Source organism: Methylobacterium sp. B1, from assembly GCF_000333255.1.
Classification (GTDB): domain Bacteria; phylum Pseudomonadota; class Alphaproteobacteria; order Rhizobiales; family Beijerinckiaceae; genus Methylobacterium; species Methylobacterium fujisawaense.
In genome coordinates this window covers 1-11,156 of the sequence record NZ_BACT01000892.1, presented here as the reverse complement: position 1 = coordinate 11,156, position 11,156 = coordinate 1, and the positions used below count along the sequence as shown (strand labels likewise).

At 69.4% G+C, this 11,156-nt stretch carries 11 protein-coding genes, 1 pseudogene and 1 riboswitch; of the genes and pseudogenes, 7 read left to right on the top strand and 5 right to left on the bottom strand.

Features of this window, described 5'->3' with window-relative positions; genetic code table 11:
• Positions 1–127 precede the first annotated feature (127 nt).
• The 6 genes from map to I53_RS25470 all read left to right on the top strand — a co-directional run bounded on the left by map (position 128) and on the right by I53_RS25470 (position 5,897).
• Positions 128–955, top strand: coding sequence for a type I methionyl aminopeptidase (map, locus tag I53_RS25495; RefSeq protein ID WP_043356063.1), 828 nt, complete (start codon positions 128–130; stop codon positions 953–955).
• Positions 956–994: 39 nt separating this feature from the next.
• Entirely contained in the window at positions 995–1,708 is a 714-nt protein-coding gene (gene radC, locus I53_RS25490) for a DNA repair protein RadC (protein WP_051045073.1), read from the top strand.
• 96 nt (positions 1,709–1,804) lie between these two features.
• Positions 1,805–3,238: a circularly permuted type 2 ATP-grasp protein gene (locus I53_RS25485; RefSeq protein ID WP_043356059.1), complete on the top strand. Its 1,434-nt coding sequence runs from the start codon at positions 1,805–1,807 to the stop codon at positions 3,236–3,238.
• 65 nt (positions 3,239–3,303) lie between these two features.
• Positions 3,304–4,251: an alpha-E domain-containing protein gene (locus I53_RS25480; protein ID WP_043356057.1), complete on the top strand. Its 948-nt coding sequence runs from the start codon at positions 3,304–3,306 to the stop codon at positions 4,249–4,251.
• Positions 4,252–4,272: 21 nt separating this feature from the next.
• Positions 4,273–5,100 (top strand): transglutaminase family protein, encoded by an 828-nt coding sequence (locus tag I53_RS25475; protein ID WP_043356055.1) that lies wholly within the window; start codon positions 4,273–4,275, stop codon positions 5,098–5,100.
• Between the two features lie 44 nt (positions 5,101–5,144).
• A complete protein-coding gene (locus I53_RS25470) occupies positions 5,145–5,897 on the top strand; it encodes a peptidase (RefSeq protein ID WP_043356054.1) in 753 nt (250 codons plus the stop codon).
• Positions 5,898–6,049: 152 nt separating this feature from the next.
• Here I53_RS25470 and I53_RS25465 read toward each other — a convergent pair whose 3' ends face one another.
• The 4 genes from I53_RS25465 to thiO are packed head-to-tail and all read right to left on the bottom strand — an operon-like array spanning position 6,050 to position 8,929.
• Positions 6,050–6,694: a thiamine phosphate synthase gene (locus tag I53_RS25465; protein ID WP_043356052.1), complete on the bottom strand. Its 645-nt coding sequence runs from the start codon at positions 6,692–6,694 to the stop codon at positions 6,050–6,052.
• A complete protein-coding gene (locus I53_RS25460) occupies positions 6,691–7,494 on the bottom strand; it encodes a thiazole synthase (protein WP_043356050.1) in 804 nt (267 codons plus the stop codon). The genes I53_RS25465 and I53_RS25460 overlap by 4 nt, the downstream gene beginning before the upstream one ends.
• Before the next feature lie 2 nt (positions 7,495–7,496).
• Positions 7,497–7,709: a sulfur carrier protein ThiS gene (gene thiS / locus I53_RS25455; RefSeq protein WP_043356047.1), complete on the bottom strand. Its 213-nt coding sequence runs from the start codon at positions 7,707–7,709 to the stop codon at positions 7,497–7,499.
• Positions 7,706–8,929: a glycine oxidase ThiO gene (gene thiO / locus I53_RS25450; RefSeq protein WP_043356045.1), complete on the bottom strand. Its 1,224-nt coding sequence runs from the start codon at positions 8,927–8,929 to the stop codon at positions 7,706–7,708. Before thiO ends, thiS begins: the two co-directional genes overlap by 4 nt.
• Positions 8,930–8,993: 64 nt before the next feature.
• A riboswitch (TPP riboswitch) is annotated at positions 8,994–9,122 on the bottom strand.
• A 233-nt stretch (positions 9,123–9,355) separates the two neighbouring features.
• Between thiO and I53_RS25445 the strand changes: the two genes are divergently transcribed.
• The gene (locus tag I53_RS25445) at positions 9,356–9,865 is read left to right on the top strand and encodes a TIGR02281 family clan AA aspartic protease (RefSeq protein WP_251982454.1); all 510 of its coding nucleotides are present in this window, start codon (positions 9,356–9,358) and stop codon (positions 9,863–9,865) included.
• A 160-nt stretch (positions 9,866–10,025) separates the two neighbouring features.
• Here I53_RS25445 and I53_RS25440 read toward each other — a convergent pair.
• Positions 10,026–11,156: pseudogene (locus I53_RS25440) on the bottom strand (adenylate/guanylate cyclase domain-containing protein); the annotation flags it as partial.

Sequence of the window (11,156 nt, the reverse complement as noted above, 5' to 3'; positions counted from 1 at the left end):
TTATGCCGCCAGCCCCGCAGCCGGCGCAAGCCTCGCTCCTCCTGCATCGGACGCGGCTTGGCCTCCAGCGCGCCGCACCGTACATAGAGCGACGCCCGATTGACGACGCCGCGAAAAAGTCCCGACCATGCAGCAGGAACAGGCCAGTGCGCAGGGTGCGCGCCGCGCCCCGGAACCGCCGATTCACGGTCCCGAGGGCTTCGAGGGCATGCGCCGGGCCGGGCGCCTCACCGCCGAGGCCCTCGACCTGCTCATGGAGGCGACGCAGCCCGGCGTCACCACCGAGGAACTCGACAAGCTCGCCTACACCTTCGCCATGGATCACGGCGCCTATCCGGCCTCGCTGCTCTATCGCGGCTATCCGAAGTCGATCTGCACCTCGATCAACCACGTGGTCTGCCACGGCATCCCCAACGACAAGCCCCTGCGCGAGGGCGATATCGTCAACCTCGACATCTGCCTGATCCTCGACGGCTGGCACGGTGATTCGAGCCGCATGGCCTATGTCGGCGAGGTGCCGCGCAAGGCCCAGCGCCTGTGCGAGATCACCTACGAGGCGCTGATGCGCGGCGTCGCGGCGGTGAAGCCCGGCGGCTCGACCAACGACATCGGCCGGGCGATCCAATCCTTTGCCGAGAGCGAGCGGTGCTCGGTGGTGCGCGACTTCTGCGGACACGGGCTCGGACGCACCTATCACGACGCGCCCACGATCCTGCACTACGTCGAGGCGAGCTACGACGTGCCGTTCAAGCCCGGCCAGTTCTTCACGATCGAGCCGATGATCAATCTCGGGCGCCCCGCCGTGAAGGTGCTGGGTGACGGCTGGACCGCCGTGACCCGCGACCGTTCGCTCTCCGCCCAGTTCGAGCACACCGTCGGCGTCACCGAGACCGGCGTCGAGATCTTTACGGTCTCGCCGAAGGGGCTGCACCAGCCCGTCAACCCGGCGGCCTGACCGGCCGTGGCGCCGGGGCCGGACGAGGGTGAGGCGGGGCTGTTCGCTGACAGTGCCGTCCCGTCGTCCGTGGAGAAGGAGCCGCCGCACTACCACGGCCACCGGGACCGCCTGCGGGAGAAGTTCGCGACGGTCGGCGGCGACGCGCTCCCCGATTACGAATTGCTGGAACTCGTCCTGTTCCGGGCGATCCCGCGGCGCGACGTGAAGCCGCTCGCCAAGGCGCTGGTCGCCCGGTTCGGCAGCTTCGCCGAGGTGGTCAGCGCCGAGCCGGCGCGGCTCCTGGAGGTGGAAGGGGTGAGCGCCGGGGTCGCCTCGGACCTCAAGGTGATCGAGGCCGCGGGCCGGCGGCTTGCCCGCGGTGCGATCCGCGAGCGCGCGCTTCTGGCATCGTGGAGCGCGCTGCATGAGTACCTGCGCGCCACCATGGCGTTCGCGCCGCGCGAGGAATTCCGCATCCTGTTCCTCGACAAGCGCAACCACCTCATCGCGGACGAGGTGCAGGGGCGCGGCACCGTCGACCACACGCCGGTCTATCCCCGCGAGGTCGCCCGCCGGGCGCTGGAACTGTCGGCGACTGCGATCATCCTGGCCCACAATCATCCGTCCGGCGATCCGGCCCCGTCCGCCGCCGACGTGGCGATGACCCGCGAGATCGTGACCGTCCTGGCGCCGCTGAAGATCGTGGTGCACGATCACGTGATCCTCGGCCGCAACGGTCACGCTAGCCTGAAAGGCCTGAAGCTCATCTGATCCTCCGGCCGCCTTGAGCGTTATCGCCTGCGGATATAGCCATGAATGAATGGCGCGCCTCTTGCCTCAGAAGCGGGAGCGTACGGGAGGAGTGAGATGGCGGTGACGGCCTTCGACGAGATGAACGGGATCGGCGCGGCCGATCCGGCTGCCGTCCGTGACGCCTATGGCCAGCTCAAGGCCTGGCTGGAATCCACGCCACCCGAGCATTTCAACACCCGTCGCAGCCAGGCCGAGCTTCTGTTCCGCCGGATCGGCATCACCTTCGCGGTCTACGGCGACAACGAGTCGACCGAGCGCCTGATCCCGTTCGATATCATTCCCCGGGTGATCACCAAGCCGGAATGGGCCTTCCTGGAGCGTGGGCTGAAGCAGCGGGTCACCGCCATCAACCTGTTCCTGAAGGATATCTACGGCGCCCAGGAGTGCATCAAGGCCGGCATCATCCCGGCCGATCTCGTCTACCGGAACGCCCATTACCGCATGGAGATGCGGTCCTTCCGGGTCCCCCACGACCTCTACGTCCACATCGCCGGCATCGACATCGTGCGGACCGGCGAGAACGACTTCTTCGTCCTGGAGGACAATGCCCGGATCCCGTCGGGCGTCTCCTACATGCTGGAGAACCGGGAGGTGATGCTGCGCCTGTTCCCGGACCTGTTCTCCAAGCACCGGGTCGCGCCGGTGGAGAACTACCCGGACTCCCTGCTCGCAACCCTGCGCAGCCTCGCGCCGGGCTCGACGACCCGGGACCCCACGGTCGTGCTGCTGACGCCCGGCCGGTACAATTCCGCGTTCTACGAACACTCGTTCCTGGCCGACAAGCTCGGCGTCGAGCTGGTGGAGGCATCCGACCTCTTCACCAAGGACGACGTGGTCTACATGCGCACCACCGAGGGGCCGCGAAAGGTCGATGTGATCTACCGCCGCCTAGACGACGATTTCCTCGACCCGCTGGTCTTCCGGCCCGATTCGGTGCTCGGCGTGCCCGGCCTGATGAACGCCTACGAGCGCGGCTCCGTCACCTTGGCGAACGCGGTCGGCACCGGCATCTCGGACGATAAGGCCGTCTACAGCTACATGCCGGAGATCGTGAAATTCTTCACCGGCGAGGAGCCGATCCTGCACAACGTGCCGACCTATCGCTGCCGCGAGAAGGACGCTTTCGCGTACGTGATGGACAACCTCTCCGAGTTGGTGGTCAAGGAAGTCAACGGTTCGGGCGGCTACGGCATGCTGGTCGGCCCGCACGCCAGCAAGCGCGAGCTGGACGACTTCGCCCGAAAGCTCAAGCACGCGCCCGACGGGTTCATCGCCCAGCCGACTCTCTCGCTCTCCACCTGCCCGACCTTCGTGGCCTCCGGCGTTGCGCCCCGTCACGTCGACCTGAGGCCCTTCGTGCTGTGCGGGGCGGACAAGATCCGGATCGTGCCGGGCGGTCTGACCCGGGTGGCGCTGAAGGAAGGGTCCCTGGTGGTCAATTCCAGCCAGGGCGGTGGCACGAAGGACACCTGGGTGCTCGACGCCTAAGGTCCGCGACGTCCGGACGTTCCGAGGCGCGGACACCGTGGTCCGCACGACTTGGCTGAAGACCGATGCTTTCCAGGACTGCCGACAATCTCTTCTGGCTCTCGCGCTACGTGGAGCGGGCCGACTTCGTCGCCCGTATCCTCGATGCGGCCCACCGTTTCGCCTCGCTGCCGACGAGCTACGGCGGCGGCGGGAGCAACGAGTGGGAATCCGCCCTCGCCTCGGCCGGCGACCCGGACGCGTTCAAGACGCACTACAGTGCGGTGAACGCCGACACGGTCTGCGATTTTCTGGCCTTCAGCCCGCACAACCCGTCCTCGATCCGCTCCTGCATCGAGGCGGCCCGCGAGAATGCCCGCTCGGTGCGCACGGCGCTCACCACCGAGATGTGGGACGCGATCAACGGCGCGTGGCTGGAGTTGCGCAACTACGCCGGCAAGGACCTCAACCGCGACGAGTTCGGCCGCTTCCTCGACTGGGTGAAGACCGTCTCGCTGACCTTCGATGGCTCGGCCTTCCGGACGATGCTGCGCAACGACGCCTTCTGGTTCACACGGCTCGGCACGGCGATCGAGCGGGCCGACAACACCGCCCGCATCCTCGACGTGAAGTACCAGATCCTGCTGCCGCACGACGAGACGGTGGGCGGCAGCCTCGACTACTTCCAGTGGACCACGATCCTGCGCGAAGTCTCGGCGTTCAATGCCTATCACTGGGTGTATCGCGAGAGCGTCAAGCCGCTGCTGGTGGCCGACCTGCTGATGCTCAACAAGCAGATGCCGCGCTCCTTCGCCAACTGCTACGGCGTGATCGTCGAGTATCTGGATCTCATCGCCGACGCCTACGGGCGCCGGGGCCCGAGCCAGCGGCTCGCCGGCAACATGCTGGCGAAACTGGAAGGCGAGGATATCAACCGAGTCTTCGCCTCAGGGCTGCACGAATTCGTCGAAGCGTTCATTGCCGAGAACAACAGGGTGGGCGAGGCGATCGCCAAGCAGTATCTGGTCGGCTGAACGAGACGGACAGGACAGCGCATGCGCATCCGCGTGGTTCACGAGACCATCTACACCTACGAGCAGCCGGCCCGCGGGCTCGTGCAGGTCCTGAGGCTGACGCCCCGGGATCATGACGGCCAATACGTCCGCACGTGGCGGATCGACACCACCATCGACGGGCGGCTCACCGCCCGCGAGGACGGGTTCGGCAATGTCGTCCATTGGTTCACCCCGGACGAGCCGGCCGACGCCCTCACCATCCGCGTGACCGGCGAGGTCGATACCGATGACACGAACGGTGTCGTGCGCGGCACTGTGGAGCGCCTGCCGGATCAGTTCTTCCTGCGCGACACGGATCTGTGCGCGGCGAGCCCCGAGCTGCACGCCTTCGCGGAACGCGTCGCCGCGGAGGGCGACGGTGCGGTTCTGGCTCTCCTGCACAGGCTGATGGGCGCCGTCCGCGGCGCGGTGACCTACGAGCCCGGCCCCGCCTCCAGCGCGGTTCCAGCCGCCAAGGCCTTCGCGGCCGGGAGCGGCGTCTGCCAGGATCTCGCCCACGTCTTCCTCGCCGCCGCCCGCCACATCGGCATCCCGGCCCGCTACGTGGCCGGTTACCGGGCCCGGGACGACGGGCAGGCGGATGTCGAGGCGCCCCATGGCTGGGTCGAGGCCCTGGTGCCGGATCTCGGCTGGGTGGCGTTCGATCCGTGCTACGACGTCAGCCCCTCGGACAATTACATCCGCGTCGCAACGGGCCTGGACTATCTCGGCGCAGCCCCGATCCGCGGCAGCCGCACGGGGGGTGGCACCGAAACACTGGACGTGAAGCTCCGGGTCGAGCAAGGCAGGACCGCCGCCCAATCCTGATCGTTCAGACACCGGTCCGCCGGCCGTAGGAGAATCCGAAGACAATGACCTACTGCGTCGGTGTCCTGGTCGAGGAAGGGCTGGTGATGGTCGCCGACACCCGTACCAATGCGGGGCTCGACGATATCTCGACCTACCGAAAGCTGCACCATTTCAACGTGCCGGGCGAGCGGGTGATGATGCTCGCCTCGGCCGGTAACCTCTCGATCACCCAGTCTGTCCTCAGCATGCTCCAGGAGGGCGTGCCCGGCGAGGAGGACGACGAGCCGCCGCAGAAGCTCGTCGAAGCGCCGACCATGTTCCAGGCCGCGCAGCTGATCGGCCGGGCCATCCGACGGGTGCGGGCGATCGAGAAGGACGGGTTCGAGGCGGCCAACATCCGGTTCTCGATCTCGCTGCTGTTCGGCGGCCAGATCGGGAATGGCGAGATGCGCCTGTACCTGATCTATTCGGCCGGCAATTTCATCGAGTGCAGCACCGATGCGCCCTTCCTTCAGATCGGCGAGCACAAGTACGGCAAGCCGATCCTCGACCGGGCGGTGAGATACACGACCGAGCTGTACGACGCCCTCAAGGTCAGCCTCGTCTCGATGGATTCGACCATGCGGTCGAATCTCGGCGTGGGGCTGCCGATCGACATCGCCCTGGTTCGCCGGAACGCGCTGACGCTGGAAGTGAATCACCGGATCGAGGCTGGTGAGGGCTACTTCCACGACCTGCGCGAGCGCTGGTCGGCGGCGCTCCGGGCCGCGCATCGGGCCATCCCGCGGCCGCCTTACGGGCCGGCGGACAAATAGGGCTTGCGCGTAGGGCTTGCGCGAGGATCCAATCCGGCGCCGTGTCCGCGCGGACTCGCGGCTGATATCGCCCCGCCCGTCGTTCCGAGCGGAGCAAAGGGCCCCGGGTCCGTGCCGGTCGCGAGGCCCGTGCGCCGACCAGGTTGCGCCCCTCACGCGGGGGCGCGATCGGCCGAGCTCCAGGCCTTCAGGACGGCCTGCGCGGCCTTGGCCGGCTCGCGCGCTCGCATCAGCCCACCCATGACAGCGACCGCCGCCGCCCCGGCGGCCCGGCATCCGCCGATTCGGTCCGCGTCGAGACCGCCGAGCGCCACGATTGGAAGCTCGCGATCGCAGGCCGCCGCGAGGCCCGCAAGGCCGAGCGCCGGGCCGTAGCCCGGCTTGCTGGCGGTCGCATAGATCGGGCTGAGGGTGGCGTAATCGGCACCGGCCGACGCCGCCTGGGCAACCTCGTGCGCCGCATGGGCCGACACGCCGATCAGCGCCCGCTCTCCCAGCGCCGCCCGCGCCGCCGCGATGGCCTCCGGTCCCGAGCCGCCGCCGAGATGGACGCCGTCGGCCCCGAGGGCGCGCGCCAACGCGACGTCACCGCCGACCGTCAGGAGGCCTTTCGCGGCCCGCACGCGCTCTGCCACGGCCTCGCCGAGGCGCCGACGGGCGTCCGTCTCCAGATCGCGATCCCGGAACCAGATCCAGCGCCCGCCGCCATCGAGGATCGCCTGCACCGTCTCGGCGAGCGGCCGTGGATGGCCGTGCCGGTCCGTCACCGCGAGCAGCGGCGACGGCAGTGCCCTCACGAGCCGACGAGGCCGAGCTGCGGGCTCGATGGCTCGGCCCGGCCGCGGCGGGGAATGCGCCCGGCGCAATACGCGTCGCGTCCGGCCTCCACCGCCCGGCCCATGGCGCGGGCCATGCGCACGGGATCGTCGGCCTTGGCCACCGCGGTGTTGATCAGGCAGGCGGCGGCGCCGAGTTCCATGGCGATCACCGCATCCGAGGCGGTGCCGATCCCGGCATCGACCACGACCGGCACCTTCGCCCGGCGGCAGATCAGTTCGAGATTGGCCGGGTTGGCGATGCCCATCCCGGACCCGATCAGTGAGCCCATGGGCATCACGGCGGCGCAGCCGATATCCTCCAGGCGCTGGCATACGATCGGGTCGTCGTTGCAGTAGGGCAGCACCACGAAGCCGTCATCGACGAGATGGCGGCAGGCCTCGATCAGCTCCATCACGTCCGGGTAGAGCGTCTCCCGGTCACCGATCACCTCGACCTTGATCCAGTTGGTATCGAGCGCCTCACGGGCGAGTTCGGCGGTCATGATCGCGTCGCGGGCCGTCTCGCAGCCGGCGGTATTCGGCAGGAAGCGCTTGCCCTTCAGGATCTTGACCGTGTCCGAGCCGTGGCCCTGCAGCGAGACCCTGCGGATCGAGGCGGTGACCACGTCGGCGCCGCTCGCCTGGACGGCGTCGCGCATGATCGCCTGCGTCGGATAGCCGGCGGTGCCGATGAACAGTCGCGACGATAGGCTCACGCCGGCGATGGTCAGGCTGTCATCCCCACCTTCGGGACGCAGCGGCGTATGGGTCTGATCCATGCTCAACCTCCCTGCATGGCGCGAACGATCTCGACGCGGTCGCCCTCCGCGATCCGGGTTTCCCCCCAGTCGCGGCGGCGCAGCACCCGGCCGTTCAGCGCGATGGCGACGCCCTGCGGGCTCTCGATGCCGCTCTCCGCGGCCTCGAGGCGGAACAGCGCGTCCACCGTCTCGGCCGCGCAGTCGCGCGGCTCACCGTTGACGACGAGCTTCATGCCGAGGCCCTCAGCGCGTCCGGCTGGCCGAAGCGCAGGCGGGTGAAGGGACGGGCGACCTCGGGCAGCGCGCCGTGCAACACCAGCGCGGCGATCGCCTCGGCGGTGATCGGGGCGAGCAGGTAGCCGTTGCGGTGATGCCCCGTGGCGGCGACGAGGCCCGGTGCGATGGTGTCGAGGATCGGCGCGTCGTCGTCCGAGGTCGGGCGGTAGCCGCTCCAGACGGCCTCGACTTCCATCTCCTCGATACCGGGCAGCACCCGGCGGGCGCCCTCCAGCAGCGCGTAGAGCCCGCCCGCGGTAACGCCGGGCCGGAAGCCGCAATCCTCCACGGTCGCGCCGACGATGAGCTGGCCGTCGCTCTTCGGCGCCATGTGGACCTGCTCGGTCCAGACCATCCGCGCGAGGGTGCCGGTGCGGGCGGTGGTGCGCAGCGCCAGGGACTGGCCCTTCAGCGGACGGACCGGAAGGGCGAGCGCGTCGGGGAGCAGACCGCCCTCCCCGCTCCAGGCGCCGGAAGCCAGGATGACGGTCTCCGCGGCGACGACGCGGTCGCCGGCGCGGATCCCGGTCACGCGGCCGCCCGACCAGTCGAGGGTGGTGACGGCGGTCCGCTCCACCAGGATCACGCCGGCCCGGCGACAAGCCTCGTTGAGGGCCTCCATGACCAGACGGGGATCGACCTGATGGTCCAGCGGGCAGTGGATCCCGGCGGTGACGGAGGGGCGCAGGCCGGGCTCCAGGCGCCGCACCTCGCTGCCCGGCAGCCAGGTGGCGTCGAGTCCCGAGCGGCGCTGCAGGTCGTAGCGGAAGCGCAGGCGTTCGACCTCGTCGCGGCCGACCGCCAGCACCAGGGTGCCGTCGGCCCGATAGTCGATGGTTCGGCCGGACTCGGCCTCAAGGGCGTCGCGGAAGCCGGGCCAGAGCCGGAGCGAGTCCAGGGCGAGCGGCAGAAGCGGGTCCGAGCCGGGCTCGTGCTCGGCGGCCGGAGCCAGCATGCCGGTGGCCGCGAGGCTCGCGCCCGCGCCGATCGTCTCCCGCTCCAGCACGGTCACCGTGCGGCCGGCCCGCGCGAGCCGCCACGCGATCGACAGACCGATCAGCCCGCCGCCGATGACGGCGACGTCGGTCCGCGCCGGCAGGACGGCGGGCGCGACGACGCTCTCGGGATTGCGGCGGCGGCCGATCGGTGAGGCAGGTCGGTCGAAGGGCACAGGCATCTCCGCGGATTGCCGTCGCGGGGAGCGGGCCGTGCGCTTCTGCCAGAAGCTGTGGCCTGCCTTTCGGGCAGCCGCGGTCCAATCCCTACGCCGGTATGAGCCGGATCAGGTTCGAAGGATTTCCGCGCCGCAGGTCCTGAGGGACGTGCCAGCGGTTTCTCAGCCCCTTGCCGGGGATCTCCCTGGAACAGACGCAGATGTGGCGTCACGGCTTGTGTCGGTCAACCCCGCGCCGCCGCCCCTGCATCATTCCCGTGACAATCCGCGGGTCGCGGTGACAGTCCAGACACCAAGCGGACCGGAATCGGCGCGCGGACAGCGGTCGCGATAGGCGGCGCGCACCATCCCTTCACGCGTCTGGGATCTGATCGCCGGGATCCCGGACCTCCTCCGGGCGCCGGCACTCCACGTCACGGGCGAATTTGCGTGCGCACAATCCTGTTGATCTGCATGCTCGGCTTTCTCGGCGTCACGGCCGTCCTGAAGGTGCGCGACGGCATGCGGGCGGCGCCGGTCGCGCTCGCCGTCGCACCGCCGCCGGAGCCGGATCTCGCAGACCGTGCCGCCGCCGGTGTGGCCCTCCAGGCTGGCCGCAACGGCCATTTCTTCGTCAACGCTCTGCTGGACGGCCGTTCACTGCCGATGATGGTGGATACCGGGGCGAGCGCCTGCGCGTTCTCCGAGGAGGATGCCGCGCGGATCGGGATCCAGGTCGCTGCGTCCGACTTCACGCGCGTCTGGAACACCGCGAACGGGACGGTTCGCGTGGCGCCGATCCGGATCGCGATCGTGCAGATCGGATCGATCACGGTGCGAGACGTCGATGCGGTCGTGATCCCGCGCGGGCTCCTGTCCACCAGCCTGCTGGGCATGTCATTCCTCAGGCGCCTGCGCGAGTTCGGCGTCTCCGGCAGCACGATGACCCTCAGGGGCTGAAACGCCCGAACGCCCATGCCGATCTCTGGGGTCGCGGTGCGCCAACGGCGGCTGGCGCGGCCCGTCTCCCCGGGATCGGCTGCGGGCCAGCGTTCACGGCGGACGGGTGGGACGGCTTCCTGACGCCGAGAGCCGATCGAGGACGCGATCGGAGAGGGGCTCAGCTGGATTTGCGCGGGCGCAGGAACTTTGGCCGGAAGACCGCCATGGGCTCGTCGAACCCGTTGAGCCGGTGCTCGCCCAGCGGGATCGGATCCCCCCAGAGGAAGTCCACGAAGGGCTTGGACATCAGCAGCGGCTCGCCGAGGGTGCGATTCAGCTGCGCGATGCGGCTCGCGAGGTTCACGTCGCGGCCGATCACCGTGAAATCGAGGCGGGAGCCGGACCCGACATTGCCGTAGGCGGCCTCGCCGTGGTGGAGCGCGATGCCCGCGGCCACCGGTACCGGGAACTGGTGCAGGGCGTTCGCCTCGTCGAGGGCCGCCAGGGCGTGCTGGGCCGCCGTGAGCGCACCTTTGGCCGCGCCGCCGAGGTCGTCACCGGACTCCCGGAAGATCGCCAGCAGACCGTCGCCGAGATACTTCAGGACCTCGCCGCCCTCCCGCTCGATCGGCGGCACGAGGCAGTCGAAGAACACGTTGAGCAGGCCGACGGCCTCCTCGGGCGTCATGTCGGCGGAGGTCCGGGTGTAGTCGCGCATATCGGCGAACAGGATCGCCGAGCGGATCCGCGTCACCTGTCCGCGGCGGATGTCGCCGGCCAGGATCGCCCGGTGCGGCTCGTCGCCGACATAGAGCCGCAGGACGTGGTCGAGCTGCTTGTTGAGGACGCGCATCTCCATCACGGCCGCCAGCGCCGGCATGACGAAGCGCAGGATCGCGATGTCGTCGTCCCGGAACCCCTCAGGGGCCCGCGTGGCGAAGGTGATGCCGTTCTGGGTGCCGTTCGTGAAGAACAACGGCGCCACCACGTAGTGGGTGTAGCCGCCGGCCTTCAGGTCCGGAACGATCGCGTAGGCGTCGTCCGGCGTCTTGGACAGGTCGAGGATCAGCCAATCGCCGGTGGCGTGGACCGTATGGAACGGGCTGTTGAGATACGCGTCCGTCGAGCGGGCGCCGTGCGGGAACAGCCGCACGGTGGTGCCGCCGTCCCGGGTCCAGATCCGGCCAACGCCGGCATATTCGAATGCAGGGTGTCGATGGCCGTCGATGCCCGGTCCACGGTACACCGACGGCGATCAGACGCTCTGCGAGTCCGGTGAGCATCTCCTCGGCGTTGGGCATCCGCGCCC

Coding starts and splice junctions, on each gene's coding strand:
- map (WP_043356063.1), top strand. CDS start 128: ATGCAGCAGGAACAGGCCAGTGCGCAGGGTGCGCGCCGCGCCCCGGAA.
- I53_RS25485 (WP_043356059.1), top strand. CDS start 1,805: ATGGCGGTGACGGCCTTCGACGAGATGAACGGGATCGGCGCGGCCGAT.
- I53_RS25480 (WP_043356057.1), top strand. CDS start 3,304: ATGCTTTCCAGGACTGCCGACAATCTCTTCTGGCTCTCGCGCTACGTG.
- I53_RS25475 (WP_043356055.1), top strand. CDS start 4,273: ATGCGCATCCGCGTGGTTCACGAGACCATCTACACCTACGAGCAGCCG.
- I53_RS25470 (WP_043356054.1), top strand. CDS start 5,145: ATGACCTACTGCGTCGGTGTCCTGGTCGAGGAAGGGCTGGTGATGGTC.
- I53_RS25460 (WP_043356050.1), bottom strand. CDS start 7,494: ATGGATCAGACCCATACGCCGCTGCGTCCCGAAGGTGGGGATGACAGC.
- thiS (WP_043356047.1), bottom strand. CDS start 7,709: ATGAAGCTCGTCGTCAACGGTGAGCCGCGCGACTGCGCGGCCGAGACG.
- thiO (WP_043356045.1), bottom strand. CDS start 8,929: ATGCCTGTGCCCTTCGACCGACCTGCCTCACCGATCGGCCGCCGCCGC.